Source organism: Xanthomonas sp. WHRI 7945 (assembly GCF_035026585.1).
On sequence record NZ_JAYIQP010000016.1, the window covers coordinates 32405 to 50431 of the forward strand.

General features: G+C 69.4%; 21 protein-coding genes. 14 read left to right on the plus strand and 7 right to left on the minus strand.

What is annotated here, in order from left to right; translation table 11 throughout:
* Window positions 1–249 precede the first annotated feature (249 nt).
* From VDQ83_RS13865 to VDQ83_RS13880, 4 genes are read left to right on the plus strand one after another with little or no spacing between them, the layout of a single operon-like run.
* The gene (locus VDQ83_RS13865) at window positions 250–795 is read left to right on the plus strand and encodes a phage tail protein (protein WP_309919930.1); all 546 of its coding nucleotides are present in this window, start codon (window positions 250–252) and stop codon (window positions 793–795) included.
* A 58-nt stretch (window positions 796–853) separates the two neighbouring features.
* Window positions 854–1381 carry a phage tail protein gene (locus tag VDQ83_RS13870; protein ID WP_309919928.1) on the plus strand — a complete coding sequence of 176 codons (528 nt, stop codon included), beginning with the start codon at window positions 854–856 and terminating at the stop codon, window positions 1379–1381.
* A 59-nt stretch (window positions 1382–1440) separates the two neighbouring features.
* The gene (locus tag VDQ83_RS13875) at window positions 1441–1977 is read left to right on the plus strand and encodes a phage tail protein (protein WP_455435390.1); all 537 of its coding nucleotides are present in this window, start codon (window positions 1441–1443) and stop codon (window positions 1975–1977) included.
* 10 nt (window positions 1978–1987) lie between these two features.
* Window positions 1988–2560, plus strand: coding sequence for an N-acetyltransferase family protein (locus VDQ83_RS13880; RefSeq protein WP_455435391.1), 573 nt, complete (start codon window positions 1988–1990; stop codon window positions 2558–2560).
* Here the strand turns inward: VDQ83_RS13880 and VDQ83_RS13885 are convergent.
* Complete coding sequence (locus tag VDQ83_RS13885; protein ID WP_455435392.1) at window positions 2553–2840, minus strand: DUF6916 family protein; 288 nt, start codon at window positions 2838–2840, stop codon at window positions 2553–2555. The two genes, VDQ83_RS13880 and VDQ83_RS13885, sit on opposite strands and share 8 nt — an antisense overlap.
* A gap of 357 nt (window positions 2841–3197) precedes the next feature.
* Here VDQ83_RS13885 and VDQ83_RS13890 point away from each other — a divergent pair, with 357 nt between their 5' ends.
* The 7 genes from VDQ83_RS13890 to VDQ83_RS13920 all read left to right on the plus strand — a co-directional run bounded on the left by VDQ83_RS13890 (window position 3198) and on the right by VDQ83_RS13920 (window position 7729).
* On the plus strand, window positions 3198–3989 hold the full coding sequence (locus tag VDQ83_RS13890) for an ABC transporter ATP-binding protein (protein WP_263396365.1): 792 nt from the start codon (window positions 3198–3200) through the stop codon (window positions 3987–3989).
* Window positions 3989–4738: an MlaE family lipid ABC transporter permease subunit gene (locus tag VDQ83_RS13895; RefSeq protein ID WP_003466288.1), complete on the plus strand. Its 750-nt coding sequence runs from the start codon at window positions 3989–3991 to the stop codon at window positions 4736–4738. Before VDQ83_RS13890 ends, VDQ83_RS13895 begins: the two co-directional genes overlap by 1 nt.
* 103 nt (window positions 4739–4841) lie before the next feature.
* Complete coding sequence (gene mlaD / locus VDQ83_RS13900) at window positions 4842–5387, plus strand: outer membrane lipid asymmetry maintenance protein MlaD (RefSeq protein WP_263111720.1); 546 nt, start codon at window positions 4842–4844, stop codon at window positions 5385–5387.
* Complete coding sequence (locus VDQ83_RS13905) at window positions 5384–6052, plus strand: MlaC/ttg2D family ABC transporter substrate-binding protein (RefSeq protein WP_309919919.1); 669 nt, start codon at window positions 5384–5386, stop codon at window positions 6050–6052. The genes mlaD and VDQ83_RS13905 overlap by 4 nt, the downstream gene beginning before the upstream one ends.
* A gap of 7 nt (window positions 6053–6059) precedes the next feature.
* Complete coding sequence (locus VDQ83_RS13910) at window positions 6060–6356, plus strand: STAS domain-containing protein (RefSeq protein WP_455435438.1); 297 nt, start codon at window positions 6060–6062, stop codon at window positions 6354–6356.
* Window positions 6357–6360: 4 nt separating this feature from the next.
* A complete protein-coding gene (locus VDQ83_RS13915; RefSeq protein ID WP_455435393.1) occupies window positions 6361–7434 on the plus strand; it encodes an MlaA family lipoprotein in 1074 nt (357 codons plus the stop codon).
* A gap of 52 nt (window positions 7435–7486) precedes the next feature.
* Window positions 7487–7729 (plus strand): hypothetical protein, encoded by a 243-nt coding sequence (locus VDQ83_RS13920; RefSeq protein WP_455435394.1) that lies wholly within the window; start codon window positions 7487–7489, stop codon window positions 7727–7729.
* Window positions 7730–8568: 839 nt separating this feature from the next.
* Here VDQ83_RS13920 and VDQ83_RS13925 read toward each other — a convergent pair.
* The 3 genes from VDQ83_RS13925 to rmuC all read right to left on the minus strand — a co-directional run bounded on the left by VDQ83_RS13925 (window position 8569) and on the right by rmuC (window position 11241).
* Window positions 8569–9111: a glutathione peroxidase gene (locus VDQ83_RS13925; protein ID WP_455435395.1), complete on the minus strand. Its 543-nt coding sequence runs from the start codon at window positions 9109–9111 to the stop codon at window positions 8569–8571.
* Window positions 9112–9184: 73 nt separating this feature from the next.
* Window positions 9185–9565, minus strand: a complete 381-nt coding sequence (locus VDQ83_RS13930; protein WP_455435396.1) for a hypothetical protein — start codon at window positions 9563–9565, stop codon at window positions 9185–9187.
* An 83-nt stretch (window positions 9566–9648) separates the two neighbouring features.
* On the minus strand, window positions 9649–11241 hold the full coding sequence (gene rmuC / locus VDQ83_RS13935) for a DNA recombination protein RmuC (protein WP_455435397.1): 1593 nt from the start codon (window positions 11239–11241) through the stop codon (window positions 9649–9651).
* Window positions 11242–11409: 168 nt separating this feature from the next.
* Between rmuC and VDQ83_RS13940 the strand changes: the two genes are divergently transcribed.
* From VDQ83_RS13940 to VDQ83_RS13950, 3 genes are all read left to right on the plus strand, one after another.
* Window positions 11410–12033: a glutathione S-transferase family protein gene (locus VDQ83_RS13940; protein ID WP_455435398.1), complete on the plus strand. Its 624-nt coding sequence runs from the start codon at window positions 11410–11412 to the stop codon at window positions 12031–12033.
* 116 nt (window positions 12034–12149) lie between these two features.
* Window positions 12150–13577, plus strand: a complete 1428-nt coding sequence (locus VDQ83_RS13945) for an amino acid permease (protein WP_455435399.1) — start codon at window positions 12150–12152, stop codon at window positions 13575–13577.
* Window positions 13574–14296 carry a DUF6882 domain-containing protein gene (locus tag VDQ83_RS13950; protein WP_455435400.1) on the plus strand — a complete coding sequence of 241 codons (723 nt, stop codon included), beginning with the start codon at window positions 13574–13576 and terminating at the stop codon, window positions 14294–14296. The genes VDQ83_RS13945 and VDQ83_RS13950 overlap by 4 nt, the downstream gene beginning before the upstream one ends.
* Before the next feature lie 415 nt (window positions 14297–14711).
* Here the strand turns inward: VDQ83_RS13950 and VDQ83_RS13955 are convergent, their stop codons facing one another.
* The 3 genes from VDQ83_RS13955 to VDQ83_RS13965 form a co-directional block, all read right to left on the minus strand.
* The gene (locus VDQ83_RS13955; protein ID WP_455435401.1) at window positions 14712–15923 is read right to left on the minus strand and encodes an MFS transporter; all 1212 of its coding nucleotides are present in this window, start codon (window positions 15921–15923) and stop codon (window positions 14712–14714) included.
* Between the two features lie 121 nt (window positions 15924–16044).
* Window positions 16045–16446 (minus strand): DUF2628 domain-containing protein, encoded by a 402-nt coding sequence (locus tag VDQ83_RS13960; protein WP_455435402.1) that lies wholly within the window; start codon window positions 16444–16446, stop codon window positions 16045–16047.
* Between the two features lie 332 nt (window positions 16447–16778).
* Entirely contained in the window at window positions 16779–17924 is a 1146-nt protein-coding gene (locus tag VDQ83_RS13965; protein ID WP_455435403.1) for a glycerate kinase, read from the minus strand.
* Between the last annotated feature and the right edge of the window lie 103 nt (window positions 17925–18027).

The following is an 18027-nucleotide window of genomic DNA, read 5'->3' on the forward strand; positions in this document are numbered from 1 at the left end:
AAGGTCGCGCCATCCCACTGACGCCGGCAACGCTCCTGGTGCCTCAGACAGCGCGAATATAGGCCTTTGCAAGGCGTATCCCCTTCGCGCCGCCCCGCATTTGAACAGTAATTTTTACTGCGGGTAAAGCAACAAATGCGCTGAGACTGTCTCGTTCATTATTATCAAGACTTGCGTGTCAGGAAATCCGTGATTAAGTAGAGCGCGCCGGGCACGATGCCCCGGCACCACAATCGGGGGGAGATCCGCATGAGCGAGTTCTTCATCGGTCAGATCATGATGACCGGTTTCGTTTTCGCGCCCAAGTATTTTGCGCAGTGCAACGGACAGATATTGCCGGTCAACCAGAACCAGGCGCTGTTCAGCGTGCTCGGGACGCGCTTCGGCGGCAACGGCAATACCACCTTTGCATTACCCGACATGCGCGGACGCACGCCACTCGGCGCTTCGCCATCGGCGGATCCGGCCTGGCAACCGCCCGCGGCGCCGGTCGGGCAGGTGGGCGGTTCCGAGAACGTCTCGCTGCTGCCGGACAATCTGCCTGCGCACAACCATCTACTGCAGGGCTCGAGCGCCGCGGGCAACAACCGCAACCCATCCGGGAACCTGTTCGGCAACAACGTCAGCACCACCGGGCCGGCGTCGGCGCTGTATGCGGCGGCGGGACCATTGGTGGCGCTGAACCAGGCGTCGATCGGCCCGGCGGGCAGCAGCCTGCCGCATCCGAACCTGCAGCCGTACACCGCGCTCAATTTCTGTATCGCGCTGAACGGCATCTTCCCCTCGCGCAGCTAAGCCGCCCTCCATCCGCGCGCCGATGGCGCGCAGTGCACCATCGACCAGGAAGGACACCATGGCCACTCCATTCATCGGCGAGATCCGCATGTTCGGCTTCGGCCGCACCCCGCAGAACTGGCAAGCCTGCGACGGCAGCCTGTTGTCGATCGCCGAATACGAAGTCCTGTTCATGCTGATCGGCACCACCTACGGCGGCGATGGGCAGAACACGTTCGCGGTCCCGGACCTGCGTGGGCGCCTGCCGCTGCATCAGGGACAGGGGCCGGGCCTGAGCAATTACGTGCTCGGCCAGATCTCCGGAACCGAAGCCGTCACTCTCATCGGCCCACAGATGCCGGCGCACACGCATACGCTGGTGGCCACGACGGCAGCCGCGACCGCCACCGCACCGGCCGGACTGTTGCCGGCCGCGGTCGCCGCTGACGTGTTCTATGCGACCGACATCACCGGCGCCACGGCGGTGGCGATGTCCACGCAATCGACCACGATCATCGGCGGCGGCCTGCCGCACGACAACCTCATGCCGACGCTGACGGTGCAGTACTGCATCTCCACCGCCGGCATCTTCCCGCAGCAGAGCTGATTCCATTCGCCGCGCCCGCCTCGCGGCGGCGCCCGTCCGTTCCATCGGAGCACTCGTTCATGACCGAACCCTATCTTGGCGAAATCCAGCTGTTCGGCTTCGATTTCAACCCCGTGGGCTGGGCGCTGTGCAATGGCGCCATGCTGCCGGTGCAGCAGAACAGCGCCTTGTTCTCGTTGCTCGGGACCGCCTACGGCGGCAACGGCAGCAACACGTTCCAGCTGCCGAACTTCTGCGGGCGTGCCAGCTGCGAACAAGGCCAAGGCCCTGGTTTGACCAGCCGGCAGCGCGGCGATACGTTCGGCGCGGCAGGAGTCAGCCTGCAGACCACGCAGATTCCGCCGCACCAGCACGCCGCCACAATGTTTGCGCAGCCGGACCGGACCAAGAAGAGCGGCACGCCCACTGCGGGCGCGGCATTGTCGGCACTTGGCAGCAGCACCGCCCGCCCCTTCGTCACGGCAGCACCAAACGCGCAGTTCGCGCCAACGGCGCTGCAGCCCACCGGCACCGGCGCCGCACACCAGAACCAGCAGCCCTACCTGGCGGTGAACTTCTGCATCGCGCTGTCGGGTGTCTACCCATCGTTCGACTGAGGCGACCCGCATGTCCGCCGCCGCCGGTACGCCGGCGCCGACTTTTCCGGCTGGACGCGAGCCCGCCGCCCAGCCGGGCATCTTGCGCGCGCGCGGCATCGGCCTGCGCGCCGCACGCGAGGCCGACCTGCCCTGGCTGCGCGACCTGTACGCCAGCACCCGCAGCGCGGAGCTGGCCGCTATCCCATGGCCGGACGCCGCCAAGCGCGCGTTCCTCGATCAGCAGTTCGCGCTGCAGCATGCGCACTATCTAAGCCACTTCGCCGACGCCGACTTCCTGATCGTGGAAACCGCGCAGGCGCCGCTGGGCAGGCTCTACCTGCAGCGCGGCGCGACGCAACACGTGCTGGTCGACATCAGCCTGCTGCCGGCCTGGCGCGGGCAGGGCGTGGGCACCGCGCTGGTCGCGCACGCGCAAGCGCTGGCGGCCGCGGCCGGATGCCCGCTGTCGCTGCATGTGCTGCATGCCAATCCCGCCGCCCAGCGGCTGTACGCGCGGCTGGGCTTCCTCGCCGGCGACGCCAGCGAAACCCACCTGCAGATGCACTGGCGCGCCGCCTGCGCGGCGCCGGCGCTCAGTTGAACACGGCCTGGTACAGGAAGCCGTCGCGCTCGCGCGCCACCGGCACCAGGAAGATCCCCACTTCGCCCAGGCGCGCATGGCGCATGCGGTAGATCTGTTGCGGGAACAGGAACGAGGAGGTATTGCGGAACAGCAGCGAGAACGGCGCGCGCTGCGCGGGGGTCTTGATCGGCAAGGGCCGTGCCTCGACCAGCACGAAGGAGATCTCGCCCTCGTTCAACTCCGCCGCAAACGTCTCGTTCACGCTTCCTGCGAAATGTTCCAACGTCAGCAATTCCATGTACGACTCCCTGTCGCGGCGCCATCGCCCTGCGCATCGTGGCGGTCCGCGGCAGCGCGCACAAGGCCGACGCTGCGCCACGCCGACAGATCAGGCGCCGCCACGCTACAGTGGCTGCACGCACCACCGCATTGCATCGCAGGACCGGCATGGCGGCGTAAAGCGCAGCGCCTCGGAGCATCTGCCGAAGCCCGGCATGGAACCGGCCGCCCCAGACCCAAGACACGCTGTTGCATGTACGGCGTCCCCGGACCACGCGCACGCGGGCTTCACGGATGCGACAATACTGCACGGCCCAGTTCGGTTAAGTTCAGCGGACTGGCTCAATCCTGTGTTGATTTTTCGTTAAAGGCCGCGATGGCGTCTCCCGAATCCAACTTGGTGCAGCTGTCCGGCGTGCGCATCGACCGCGGCGGGCGCGCGATCCTGCGCGACGTCTCGCTAGCGGTGCCGCGCGGCAGCATCACGGCCGTGCTCGGCCCGTCGGGCAGCGGTAAGTCGACGCTGCTGGCGGCGCTGACCGGCGAGCTGGTCCCGGTCGCCGGCACGGTCGAAGTGTTCGGCCAGCCGCTGCCGCACGGTAGCCGCGCGCTGCGCGAGACGCGCAAGAGCATCGGCGTGCTGCTGCAGGGCAACGGCCTGCTGACCGACCTGAGCGTGGCCGAGAACGTGGCGCTGCCGCTGCGCGCCCACACCCGCCTGCCCGAACCGGTGCTGCAACGGCTGGTGGCGCTGAAGCTGCATGCGGTGGGCCTGCTCGCCGTCGCCGACGCCTGGCCGCGCGAACTGTCCGGCGGCATGGCGCGGCGCGTGGCGCTGGCCCGCGCGCTGGCCCTTGACCCGCCGCTGATGATCTACGACGAACCGCTGACCGGGCTGGACCCGATCGCCTCCGGGGTGATCATGAGCCTGATCCAGCGCCTCAACGACACCCTCGGCCTGACCAGCATCATCGTCAGCCACCACGTCCACGAGACCCTGCCGATCTGCGACCAGGCGGTGGCCATCGCCAACGGCGGCGTGGTCTTCGCCGGCACCCCGGACGCGCTGCAGGCCAGCGCTGACCCGCTGCTGCAGCAGTTCCTGCACGGCCGCCCGGACGGCCCGATCCCGTTCGATGCGCCGGCGCGCGCGCGGAGCGCCGCCTGATGGGCGCCGTCGCCTCGATCCGCGCGCTCGGCCGTGCCGGGCTGTTCTCGATCACCGTGCTGCGCGGCTCGCTGCCGACCCGCGATTTCCTGGCCGAGCTGGTCCGCGAGATCTACAAGGTCGGCGCGCGCTCGCTGCCGATCATCGCCGTCGGCGGCGCCTTCGTCGGGCTGGTGCTGACCCTGCAGGGCTACCGCACGCTGCAGACCTACGGCGCCTCCGACGCCTTGTCCACGCTGCTGGGGCTGTCGCTGTACCGCGAGCTGGCGCCGGTACTGACCGCGCTGCTGTTCATCGGCCGCGCCGGCAGCTCGATCGCCGCCGAACTGGGCCTGATGCGCGCCACCGACCAGATCAAGGCGCTGGAGCTGATGGCGATCGACCCGGTGGCCAAGGCGGTGGCGCCGCGCTTCTGGGCGGCGGTGCTGACCGTGCCGCTGCTGACCGGCATCTTCTGCTCGCTGGCGATCAGCGCCAGCTACTTCGAGGCCGTGCACGTGCTGGGCCTGGACAAGGGCACGTTCTGGTCGGCGCTTTCGAGCAGCGTGGATTTCTGGGACGACTTCGGCGTGGCGATGCTGAAGTCGGCGGTGTTCGGCGGTACCGCGGCGCTGGTCGCCTCGTACGTCGGCTTCCATGCCGAGCCGACCATCGAGGGCACCTCGGTGGCCACCACCCGCGCGGTGGTGAACGCCTCGCTGCTGGTGCTGATGTTCAATTTCGTGTTGTCGGCGCTGCTGTTCCAGTAGGGACCGCACGCCGCACCGAGGCCCGCCGTCGCTGGCGGGTCACCGCTTTAACGGCCCCGGCACTGTCGCCGCGGCCCGGATGAATCAACAAGGTAGACACGTTATGGCTATCCGTGGTCCCCGTCTCGAGTTCGCCGTCGGCGCCTTTCTGCTGCTGGGCCTGGCCTCGCTGCTGGTGCTGGCGCTCGCCTCCACCAACCGCCAGTGGGGGTTCGGCGGCGGCCGCTACGAGCTGACCGCCCGGTTCTCGCAGATCGGCCAGCTGCGCCAGCAGGCGCCGGTGAAGATCGGCGGGGTGATCATCGGCCAGGTGGCCAAGATCGAGCTGGACCCGGCCAAGTTCGACTCGGTGGTGACCCTGGCCATCGACGACCGCTACAAGGACCTGCCGGCCGACACCTCGGCCGGTATCCTGACCAGCGGCCTGCTCGGCGAAAGCTATGTCGGGCTGCAGCCCGGCGGCGATCCCGACACGCTCAAGCCGGGCCAGGAGATCGCCTTCACCCAGCCGGCGGTGGACCTGATCCAGTTGGTCGGCAAGTACATGTTCGGCGGCGGCAGCGGCGGAAGTAACACCGGCGCGACACCCGCTGCCGCATCCTCCGCGAACAGCCCCACTCCCTCTACGGAAACGGAACCCAAGCCATGACCAATAAACTGCTCTCCGCCGCTCTCGCCGCTGCGCTGGCCGTCGCCGCTCCCGCCGTCGCGCTGGCGCAGGCCGCGCCCGCCGGCGCCGCCGCCCAGCAGGGTTCGGCCAGCAAGGTCGTGCTCGACAACAGCACCCGCATCCTGGCCACGCTGGAACAGCGCCGCGCCGAGTTCAAGAGCAACAACGCCGCGCTCAAGCAGTTCATCGACAGCGAGATGAACAAGTCCTTCGACCGCGACTATGCCGCGCGCCTGGTGCTCGGCGTGCACGGCCGCGGCGCCTCCGATGCCGACGTCAAGCTGTTCGCCGATGCGATGGCCGACAACCTGATGCAGCGCTACGGCACCTCGCTGCTGACCTTCGAAGGCAAGCCGCAGGTGCGGGTGAAGTCGGAAACCCCGCTGCCGGGCGGTCGCGGCGCCAAGGTCTCCACCGAACTGCTGCGCAGCGGCGGCGACCCGATCCCGGTCGACTACCTGGTGCGCAATACCGGCGGCAACTGGAAGATCTTCGACGTGATGGTGGAAGGCGTGTCGTACGTGCAGACCTTCCGCAACCAGTTCGACACCCCGCTGCGCACCAAGTCGATCCCGCAGGTCGCGGCCGACCTGCGCAACGGCGCGCTGCAGGTCGCACCGGCGAGCAGCAGTGACAAGAAGTGAGCCACGCCTGCGTCGCGACGGCGACACGCTCGCGCTGAGCGGCGTGCTCGACCGCGCCGCCGCCACCGCGTTGTGGCCGGCGGCGTTGCCGCTGCTGGTCGGCGCGCGCGCGCTGGATCTGCGCGAAGTGTCGCGGGTGGACAGCGCTGGCCTGGCGCTGCTCGCCGAACTGGCCGCACGCCTGCGTGCGCAGGGCCAGGCCGAGGTCGCCATCCACGGCGCCCCGGCCGGCCTGACCGAATTGAGTGCCGCCTACCGGCTGGCCTCGACCCTGGATTTCCAATCTCCCCCGGCGGCGAGCTGATCCCATGAACGTGCTGCGTATTCTCACTTCCCTGGCCCTGGTCGCCGCCCTGGGCGCCTGTGCCGGCGCTCCCAAACGCACGCCACCGCCGCCGCAAGCGGCCGTGGCCACTACCGAGGCGATGCCCGCCGACACGGCTGCCGCCGATGACGCGCGCGCCGCCGAGGCCGCGACGCAGGCCGCCGCCGAAGCCCAGGCGGCACAGGCACCCGCCGCCGGCGAGGCAATGGCCGCTGCTGCGGGCACGCCGCCGACCGGCGGCGCCGAGACCGCGGCCGAGGACGACTATGCCGCGCTGTACGGCAGCGACCCGTACAACCCGGTCGCCGACCCGACCCTGCCGGCCGGCGTCGCCGTGCCGCAGAGTTTCGACCCGTGGGAGAAGTTCAACCGCAAGGTCCACACATTCAACAACGTGGTCGACCGCGCAGTGGCGCGGCCGCTGGCGCGCGCCTACGTCAACGTGGTGCCGCGGCCGGTGCGGCTGGGCGTGACCAACTTCTTCGACAACCTCAGTTCGCCGTTGACCATGGTCAACCAGCTGCTGCAGGGCCGGCCGTTGCAGGCCGGACAGACCCTGGGCCGGTTCCTGATGAACAGCACGCTGGGCATCGCCGGCATCTTCGACCCGGCCAGCGACGCCAAGCTGCCACGGCGCAGCGAGGACTTCGGCCAGACGCTCGGCGCCTGGGGCTGGCGCCGCTCGCGCTACGTGGAGCTGCCGCTGTTCGGGCCGCGCACGGTCCGCGACGTCTTCGGCCTGGCCGGCGACGCGCCGCTGTCGCCGTTGCGGCAGATCGAGGAAGACACGGTGCGCATCGGCCTGCAGGGCCTGCAGCTGGTGGACACTCGCGCGCAGCTGCTGTCGCTGGACAGCCTGCGCGACGAGGCGCCCGACGAGTACCAGCTGACCCGCGACGCGTGGATGCAGCGCCGCAGCTACCAGATCGAAGGCGACCTGCACACGCACAAGCGCCAGGACAACGATCTGCCCGACTATCTGCGCGAGGAAGAGACCAATCCGACCGTGCCGGTGGACGCGATGCCGATCCCGGAGTGGCGCGGCGGCAGCCGCTGAGGCTGAGACGCTTCCGGTAGTACGAAAAACCCGGCTTCGGCCGGGTTTTTTTGTGGCTGAATCCTTCCAGTTCCCGCTGTGGGGGCATCGCGATCGTGAGAGAGCATTGCGGCGCGATTTGCGGCGCAGGACGCCCGGCGGCATCGCGGATGCCATGCATGCCGTGCACGCAGCAGGCTTCGCTATTGCCGTTGCTATTGCCGTTGCTATTGCCGTTGCTATTGCCGTTGCTATTGCCGTTGTTCTTGCCGTTGTTCTTGCCGTAGCTCCTGCTGTCGCTCCTGCTGTTGCTTAGCTTTTGATTTACCGGGCCCCCTCAGCGCGGCAGGCCCGGCGGGCGAATACCCGAAGGGCGGCGCGCAGGATGCGCGCCGTTTTTCGCCGGCACATGGATGTGCCGTCGAAAAATGCCCGTTGGGACTGCGGACCTGGAGCGCGAAGCGCGGAAGGCGCGTTGCGGGGTGTGCTTTCTTTTGGTTACTTTTCTTTGCACAAGCAAAGAAAAGTGACCCGCGCCAGCGGAAGCTCTTGCTCTTGCTCCAAAGCTTCAAAGCTTCGAATTTCAGTGCCAGAACCAAGACAAACGGCAAGGCAAAAGCAAAGGCAAGGCAACGGCTTTCGCCTTTGGGCGAGTCACTTTTCTTTGCTCGCGCAAAGAAAAGTAACCAAAAGAAAGCGCGCCCTGCCTACGCGCCCTCCGCGCTGCGCGCTACGGGTCCGCGGATGCACCGGGGATTCGCGGAAGGGGCATCCTGCCCCTGCCGCGAACGGCGCACATCCATGTGCGCCGCCCTTCGGGTTTTTCCCCGGTCCATCCGCCGCTGCGGAAGGGAACCCGGTAAGTCAAAAGCAACAGCCAAAGCCAAGCCCAAATCAAAGCCAAAGCCAAAGCCAAAGCCAAAGCCAAAGCAGAAGCCAAAGCGACGGCAAAGGCGAGGCCGCGAGCTGCACGCACTCGCGACGCAGCAAGCCAGCTGCGTGACTACTGTGGGAGCGGCTTCAGCCGCGACGAGCGGAGCCGGAATCGCAAGGGGTGCGATGGCTCCTCGGGTCCGATGGCCGAGCCACCCGGAGCCAAAACAGCGCATCCGGATAGCCAGGCATGGCCTTGCGGCAGCGAACGCCGCAGGCCGTTTACGCCAGCGCCGCCTCGATCGCCGTGCGCAGGCGCGGATCCTCGGCCGTCACGTCCGGCGCGAAGCGGCCGACGACCTGGCCGTCGCGGCCGACCAGGAACTTCTCGAAGTTCCACAGCACGCCCGGCGCCGGGTTGGGCTCGATGCCGTAGCCGAGCAGCTTCTCGCGCATCGGGCCCTCGCCCTCGGTCTGCGGTTGCGCGTCGATCAGCGCGCGGTACAGCGGATGCGTCGCCTCTCCGGTGACCGCGATCTTGGCGAACATCGGGAAGGTCACGTCGTAGGTGAGCTGGCAGAACTGCTGGATCTCCGCCTCGCTGCCCGGCTCCTGGCCCTTGAAGTCGTTGGCGGGAAAACCGAGCACTTCCAGCCCATCGGCCTGCTTTTCGCGGTACAGCGCCTCCAGCCCTTCGTACTGCTTGGTCAGCCCGCACTTGGAGGCGACGTTGACCAGCAGCAGCACCTTGCCGCGATGCTCGGCCAGCGACGCGGGCTGGCCTTCGATGGTGGTCAGCGGGATGTCCTGGATCGACTGGTGCATGCACGGCTCCTGCAACGGAATGGGGAGCGCAAGCATAGGCGCAGGGCCGCGCCGCGGCCATGGTGCGACGGGTTCAGTCGATACAGATCTGCGAAGCGCCCACACCGCCCTGCACTTGCTGCCGGCAGCCGAAATTCTCGCTGATGTCGCGCTGGCACACGCCCTGGGCGGCGCTGCCGGTCGGCACCGGCGTCACCGCCAGGCAATCGCCGCGGCACTGGCCGCTGTCGCTGCAGGTCTTGCCGGCGTCGGCGAACGGGACCACGCACTTGAGCAGGCCGCGCCGGCCGAGCGGTTGCAGGCTGCCGCCCTGCGCGGTGCACGCCGCAGCGTCCGGCGCCGCCTCGGCGCCATCGCTACCGGATTGCGCCGCGGGCGGGGCATGCGGGGTGGGGCCGCTGGCGCAGGCGGCCAGCAGCAGGCAGGACAGCAGGGTGCACCAGCGCATCGACATCGGCGTCTCCATTCGGACAGGGTTGCGATGCTCAGTATCGCAGCGCGCGCGTTGCAGCGGATGCATGGCCGTGCGCGATGCGCTCACTCCTGTTCGTCGCGCGCGGCATCCTCGTCCGGATCGGGATCGGCGATCGGCAGTTCGAGATCCAGCAACGGCGCGAGTTGTGCGTCGGCCAACGTCTCCACACCGCGCAGGCGGCGCTCGATGGTGCGGGTCTTGCGGCTGGCATCGCCCAGGCTCTTGCCGACGGTGCTGATCTGCTTTTCGGCCTTTTCCAGGATGCCGGCGAACTTGCCGAACTCGCTCTTGACCGCCGCCAGCACGCCCCACACTTCGCTGGAACGCTTCTCGATGGCCAGCGTGCGAAAGCCCATCTGCAGGCTGTTGAGCAACGCAGTGACGGTGGTGGGGCCGGCGATGACGATGCGGTGCTCGCGCTGCAGCAGGTCGGCCAGGCCGGGCCGGCGCAGGGTTTCGGCGTACAGGCCTTCGGTGGGCAGGAACATCACCGCGAAGTCGGTGGTGTGCGGCGGCGCGATGTACTTGTCGCTGATCGACTTGGCCTGCACCCGGATCGCGCGTTCCAGTTGCGCGCCCATCGCCAGCACCAGGTCCGGATCGCCCTGTTCCTGCGCATCGAGCAGCCGCTCGTAGTCCTCGCGCGGGAACTTGGCGTCGATCGGCAGCCACACCGGCGTGTCCTCGTGGCCGCGGCCGGGCAGGCGCACCGCGAAATCGACCATCTCGTTGCGCTCCGGGCGCACCTTCACGCCGCGCGCGTACTGCTCCTGGGTCAGGGTCTGCTCGAGGATGTTCTCCAGTTGCACCTCGCCCCAGCCGCCGCGGTTCTTGACGTTGCTCAGCACGCGCTTGAGGTCGCCGACGCCGGTGGCCAGCTGCTGCATCTCGCCCAGCCCGCGCTGGACCTGCTCGAGCCGTTCGGAGACCAGCTTGAACGACGCATCCAGGCGCGTGTTGAGCGTGGTCTGCAGCTTCTCGTCGACGGTGCCGCGCATCTGCTCGAGCTTGGCCGCGTTGTCGGCCTGCAGTTCCTTCAGCCGCTCTTCCAGGGTGGCGCGCATCTCGCCGATGCGCTGCTCGTTGCGCTGGATCAGTTCGTTGAGCCGCTGGCCGAGCGCGTCGGCGAAGCGTTGCTGCGATTCGGCGCCTTCCAGACGCCCGCGGCGCGCATCCTCGACCAGGGTTTCGCGCAACCCGGTCAGGTGCGCGTCGATGCGCGCGATCAGCTCGCTCTGTTGCTGGCCGAAGTGCAGCATGCGCACGTCCTGCTGCTGGCCGAACGCATCGAGCTGGCCGCGCATTTCGAGCAGGCGCTGGTTGAGCAGCTCGGCCACGCGCTGCTGCGCCTCGCCGGCCTCGACCCGGCCGCGGCGCGCGTCTTCGGTCAACGCCTCGCGCAGCAGGTCCAGGCGCTGGTCGGTGCGGGTGGACAGGTCGGCCAGATGGCGGGCGAAGCCCTCGCTGCGTGCGTCCTGCTGGCGCGCCAGGCTGTCGAGCTGCTCGCGCAGTTCGCCACGGCCGCTGCGCTGTTCCTCGCGCAGGGCCTGTTCCAGCGCCGCGGGATTGTTCCGGCGCAACAGCAGCGCCAGCAACAGCACGATGACCGCGCACAGCAGGCCGGCCAGGATCAGGAAATGGGGATCGGTTTGCATGCCGCCAGTGTAGCCGGCCGCGTCGCAGCAGCTGCGCCACGGCCGCGCCGTCGGCCACGCCCTGGCCTGCGTGTCGCGCTGAGCGTGCGCGCTGCATGGCGAGCGCGGCGCATTGCGCACGATGCCGCGCTGGTGCACGCTCGGCCGCCCCACACTCGGCCCGACCGCATGCTCACCCTGTACGGCAAGTCGTCCTCGATCAACGTACGCAAGGTGCTGTGGCTGTGCGCGGAACTGGACCTGGCGATCGAACAGCTGCCCTATGGCGCCGGCTTCGCCGCGGTGGACACGCCGGCGTTCCGTGCGTTGAATCCGAACGCGCTGGTCCCGGTGCTGCGCGACGGCGACTTCGTGCTGTGGGAATCCAACAGCATCTGCCGCTACCTGGCGGCACGGCAAGGGCGCAGCGACCTGCTGCCGGCCGCCGCGCAGGGCCGCGCCCACGTCGAGCAATGGATGGATTGGCAGGCCACCGAATTGAACAACGCCTGGCGCTACGCGTTCATGGCGTTGGTGCGCGACAGCCCCGACCATCGCGACGCCAAGGCGATCGCGCGCAGCACGGCGGACTGGCACCGGCACATGGGCATTCTCGACGCGCAGCTGCAGCGCACCGGCGCCTATGCGGCGGGCGCGGACTTCACCCTGGCCGACATCGTGCTCGGCCTGGCCACCCAGCGCTGGATGGCCACGCCGATGCCGCGCCCGACGCTGGCGGCGGTGGAGGCGTACTACGAGCGGCTGTCGGCGCGTCCCGGGTTCCTGGCGCACGGGCGCAACGGCCTGCCCTGACCGCGCCGTCGCTCAGGGCGCGCCGCCGCGATGCCGCCCGCCACGCGCTCCCGTAGCTTTGCTGCACCGCATTGGGCGACACTCGCGGGCTTGTCCCATCGCTTCCCGAGGCCCGCATGTCGTTCCTGTTCCGGCGCAAGTCGCTCGATCTGGTCACCGTCCACGAGGCCGGGCGCCGGCTGGTGCCCACGCTGAGCTGGCCGCACCTGGTGGCGCTGGGCATCGGCGCGATCGTCGGCACCGGCATCTACACCCTGATCGGGGTCGGCGCCGACAAGGCGGGCCCGGCGGTGCTGCTGTCGTTCGCGGTGGCCGGTGCGATCTGCGCCTGCGCCGCGCTGGCCTACGCGGAGATGGCGACGATGATGCCGGCCGCCGGCAGCGCCTACACCTACAGCTACATCGCGCTCGGCGAGAGCATCGCCTGGGTGGTGGGCTGGAGCCTGATCCTGGAGTACTCGCTGGTGGTCAGCACGGTGGCGGTGGGCTGGTCCGGCTATGCGGTGGGCTTCCTCAAGGGCGTGGGCGTGGACCTGCCGTTGTGGCTGACCGCCGGGCCGCATGTGCCGGGCGGGTTCGTCAACCTGCCGGCGGTGCTGATCACCTTCGTCGTCGCCGGCATGCTGATGCTCGGCACCCAGGCCAGCGCCACCGTCAACGCGGTGCTGGTGGCGGTGAAGATCGTCGCCCTGACCGTGTTCGTGGTGATCGCGCTGCCGCATTTCGACAGCACGCGGATGGAGCCGTTCATGCCGTTCGGCTTCGTCAAGACGATGGGCGCCGACGGCGTCGAACGCGGGGTGATGGCCGCCGCGGCGATCATCTTCTTCGCCTTCTACGGCTTCGATGCGATCTCCACCGCGGCCGAGGAAACCAAGAAGCCCGAGCGCGACCTGGCGATCGGCATCCTCGGCTCGATGGTCGGCTGCACGCTGATCTACGTGCTGGTGGCGCTGTCCGCGGTCGGCGCGATGAGCTACACGGTGTTCGGGCAGAGCGCCGAGCCGCTGGCGCTGATCCTGCGCGAACTCGGCCAGGGCAAGGCGGCGACGCTGATCGCCGCGGCCGCGGTGATCGCGCTGCCGACGGTGCTGCTGGCGTTCCTGTACGGGCAGAGCCGGATCTTCTTCGTGATGTCGCGCGACGGGCTGCTGCCGCGCGGGCTGTCCAAGGTCAGCGCGCGCACCGGCACGCCGGTGGCGACCACGCTGTTCACCGCGATCCTGGTGGCGGCGCTGGCCGGCGTGGCGCGGCTGGACGAGATCGCCGCGCTGGCCAACGCCGGCACCCTGGCCGCGTTCATCGCGGTGGCCGCGTGCCTGCTGGTGCTGCGGGTGCGCGAGCCCGACCGGGTGCGCAAGTTCCGCACGCCGCTGGCGTGGGTGGTCGCGCCGCTGGCGATCGGCGGCTGCCTGTACCTGTTCTGGAGCCTGCCGCACACCACGCAGAAATGGTTCTTGTTGTGGAACGCGATCGGCGTGGTCGCCTACCTGCTGTACGGGCGCCGCCACAGCCTGCTGCGGCGCGAGCAGCCGCGGCCGTGACGCCGTCCTTCCAGACCCTGCTGGCGCGCCACATCGGCACCGCCTTCGCCCGGCAGATGGCGCTGGCCGACGTGCTCGGCGAACGCGGCTGGCGCCTGGATCTGGCCGAGGGCGTCGCGCACTTCGGCGACGACCTGCACTTCCCGGTCCAACTGCTGGGCAGCGCCGCCGAGGACAGCGCCAGCTGGCTATGGGCCTGGGCCAACACCGCCAGCAACCTGCCGGAGAACCTGCTGGTCGCGGCGAACGCGCTGCGCGAAATTGGCGAACGCGAGGGTCCGGCCGAACTGGCCACCGCGTCGCTGCCGCTGGACGACGACGGCCACACGCTGGCCCTGCTCGCCGCCGCACTCAGCGTGCAGTGCTACTACCGCGGCCCGTATCGCGGCGGCGCACTGTTCTTCCTGCTCGACGACGTCCCCGCCAGCGTGTTCGCGCCGTGCGACGATGCGCGCGTGCTCAGCCTGCTCGGGCAATTGGTCGCGCAGTTCCCGCTCGATCACCGCGCGATGACCGAGGGCTTTCTCGACGACCAGGGGTATGCGTTGCTGCGCGAATCCGGGCAGACCGTGGCCACGCGTGGCGACAGCCGGATCACGCTCGCCTTCGATGCGCTGGGTCGCCTGGCCCAAGTGCAGGGCAGCCTCGCGCCGCAGCAAGCCACCACGGTGGCGGCGGCGGACAAGCCGGCGCCGAAATGGCAGTTCTGGAAAAAGTAACAACGCCACGCATAGCCCCTCTCCCCTCGGGAGAGGGGTTGGGGTGAGGGTACGGCGCGAGCGTCTCGCGGAGTTTGGGTGCATGAGGCTTCGCCCGTACCCTCATCCGCCCCTGCGGGGCACCTTCCCCCGAAAAGGGGGCCATGGTCCCGATGGGAGAAGGGAACAGCCATAGCCCCTCTCCCACCGGGAGAGGGGTTGGGGTGAGGGTACGGCGCGAAAGCGTCTCGTCGCGTTTGGGTGCACGAGGCTGCGCCCGTGCCCTCATTTGCCCCTGCGGGCCGCCTTCCCCCGAAAAGGGGGCCATGTCCCGACGGGAGAAGGTACAAATTTCACGGCACCGTGGCCTGCCGGTTGCCGTAAATGCATGCCTCGGAACGGATGCAAGCTTCACCCGATCCAAGCAGAAGCGCGCTCAGCGCGCCGCCACCGCCGCCCGCCGGAATTCGCTGAAGTAGAACAACAGCGCGGCCACGCCGAAGCCGGCGCCGAGCAGCGACAGGCCCGGCCAGCCGGCGTAGGCGAACACCGCCGCGGCCAGCAACGAACCGGCCGCGCCGCACAGGAACACCGAGGTCATGAACAGGCCGTTGAGGCGGCCACGCTGTTCCGGCGCCAGCATGTAGATGCTGCGCAGGCTCAGCACCTGGCACACCTGTACCGCCGCATCCAGGACCAGCGCGGCGACCACCAGCCACAGCAGCGCATGCGCGTGTGCGGCCCAGGCGCCGATGCCGAAGGACAGCGCCGCCGCGGCCAGCGCCCAACCGGTGGCCGGGCGGGTCCAGCCGCGGTCGGCCATGCGCCCGGCGAGCGGCGCGACCAGGGCGCCGGCGGCACCGGCCAGCGCGAACAGCGCGATATGCCGCTGGTCCATGCCGAAGGACTGCGCCAGCAGCAGCGGCGAGCCGGTCCAGAACACGTTGAACGCGGCGAACATCATGCCCTGGTAGAACGCGCGCCGGCGCAGCAGCGGGGTGTCGGCATACAGCCGCGGCAACGAGGCCAGCACCGCCGCATAGGACGCGCGCTGCGCAGGCCGCCGCTGCGGCAGGCGCCAACGCAGCACCGCCATCAGCAACAGCATCATGCCGGCGGACAGGAAGAACACCGCGCGCCAGCCCAGGGTGGCGGCGACGAAACTGGAGAACGGCCGCGCCAGCATGATCCCGGCCAGCAGCCCGCCCATCACCGTGCCGACCACGCGGCCGCGGCTGGCCTCCGGCGCCAGGTGCGAGGCGAACGGGACCAGGATCTGCGTAGCCACCGCACACACGCCGACCACGAACGAGCCGATCAGAAAGCCGGCGGCCGACTGCGACAGGCCGATGCCGACCAGGCCCAGCACCACCCCGCCCAGCAGCAGGATCGCCAGGCGCCGGTTCTCGGCCACGTCGGCCAGCGGCACCAGCAACAGCAGGCCGGCGCCGTAGCCGAGCTGGGTCAGCGCCACGATCAGCCCGGCCAGGCCCGCGTGCAGGCGCAGTTCCGGCGCGATGATGCCGATCAGCGGCTGCGAGAAGTAGATGTTGGCCACCGCCAGGCCGCAGGCGGCGGCGAACAGCGCGATCAGGCCGGAGGACAGGCCGGCGGGTGCCGCAGCGGCCTGGGACGCAGGAGGGGACATGGGAACCTGAAGCCGGGACTCGGGACTCGGGACTGGGGACCCGGAAGAGCAAAAGCATAAGGCAAAGCGCCGCGGCGCCGCTTTTCCGGGTCCCGAGTCCCCGGTCCCGGCTACATCCCGCTTACCACCAGCGCATGCCTTCGAACGGGTTCCAACTGGTGCTGCCCTTCTTCACTTCCAGGTAGTAGGCGTAGTTGGCGATCATGCCGACCAGCACCGCATAGGCCACGCTCAGGCCGTTGATGACCATGTTCGGCAGGAAGAACGACAGCACGCCGATCGCCACCGAGATGCCGATCAGCACGATCGCCTTGCGCCACAGGCCGAGGATGAAGAAATAGATCCAGCCGAAGAAGAACGCGAAGAAGTTCATGTTGATCTTCAGGCGTTCGCCGAACGACAGGGCCTTGAACGCCGGTTTGAAGCCCGGCGAGGCCGGTCCGCCGTAGCGATCGAAGAAGTCGAAGCGGAACTGCCACTTCGGGCTGAGCGGCGCGCGCTCGGGAAGGTTCTGGGTGCTCATGCAGGTCAATTCCTTTTTGTAATCGTTTTCATTGTAGCTGAATAGGCTGCTGCGAGGCCATGCGCGCAGGTGGTGACTGCTGTCGGCAGCAGCCTTCGCGACGCCGGAGCCAGGCGCTCGCGGAACCGCGCACGAGGTTGCGCTGGCCGCCGCACTTGGGCGCCAGGCCGGCTCGTTGCCGCTCGTTGGCATGGCCTGATCGTGCCGGGCCGCAGCAGATCCCCATCGCAGCGAAGAACGGCTGCTGCTCCCGCCCGTGGAAGCGCAGGCCTCGGACGTGCACCCGCGTCCGGCCTATCAACCCGATCCGAGCGCGCGCGCCTGCGCGCCGCTCACTTCCCCAGATCGCGGCCGATCCGGATCGCTTCGGCCACGTTGCGCGCCGTCCTGCGCAGGTTCGCCGCCGCCTCGGCCAGCGCCTGCTCCAGCGTGCAGGGGCGTGGCACCGCGCCGAACATCGCATCGATGCCATGCGCATGCAGCAGCGCCGCGTCGGCGCCCAGGCCGCCGGCGATCGCCACCACCGGCTTGCCGTGGCGTTTGGCGATGCGGGCCACGCCGAGCGGCGTCTTGCCGTGCGCGCTCTGGCTGTCGAGCCGGCCTTCGCCGGTGACGACGAGATCGGCAGCGGCCACCAGCGCCTCCAGCCCCAGCGCCTCGGCGACGATGTCCGCGCCCGGGCGCAGTTGCGCGCCCAGGAACGCGACCAGCGCCGCGGCCAGACCGCCGCCGGCACCCGCGCCGGGCAGCGCGGCGATCGCGATGCCCAGGTCGGCGTCGATCACCGCGGCGTAGTGGGACAGGTTGGCGTCGAGCTGCGCGACCTGCGCCGGGGTGGCGCCCTTCTGCGGCCCGAACACCGCAGAGGCGCCTGCGGGCCCGGTCAGCGGGTTGTCGACATCGCAGGCGACCTGGATCGCGCAGTGCCGCAATCGCGGATCCAGGCCGGTCGCATCGATCCGCGCGAGCGCGGCCAGCGCACCGCCGCCGGCACCGAGCTCACGGCCCTGCGCGTCGAGCAAGCGCACGCCCAGGGCCTGCGCCATGCCAGCGCCGCCATCGTTGCTGGCGCTGCCGCCTACGCCGACGACGATGCTGCGCGCGCCGGCGTCCAGCGCCGCCAGGATCAATTCGCCGACCCCGTAGCTGGTGGCGGCGAGCGCATCGCGCCGCGCCGGCGGCAGCAACGCCAGCCCGCTCGCCGCGGCCATCTCGACGATGGCGGTGCGGCCATCGCCGCTCATGCCGAAGAAGGCCTCCACCGGCGCGCCCAGCGGCCCGGTCGCCGTGTGCCGGACCAGACGCCCGCCGGTGGCCGCGACCAGCGCCGCGACCGTGCCCTCGCCGCCGTCGGCGACCGGCACCTTGACGTAGGTCCACGTCGGAAACACGTCGCGAAACCCCGCCTCGATCTGCGTGGCCACTTCCAGCGCGGACAGGCTTTCCTTGAACGAATCCGGTGCGATGACGATCTTCATGGTCGCCCCGATGCTAGCCGATGCCGCGCATCGCCGCCGCGCTGCAGGCCATGCGCGTGACCACGCGGGCCGTGATCGCACGTGCAACAGCTATCACGTGTTG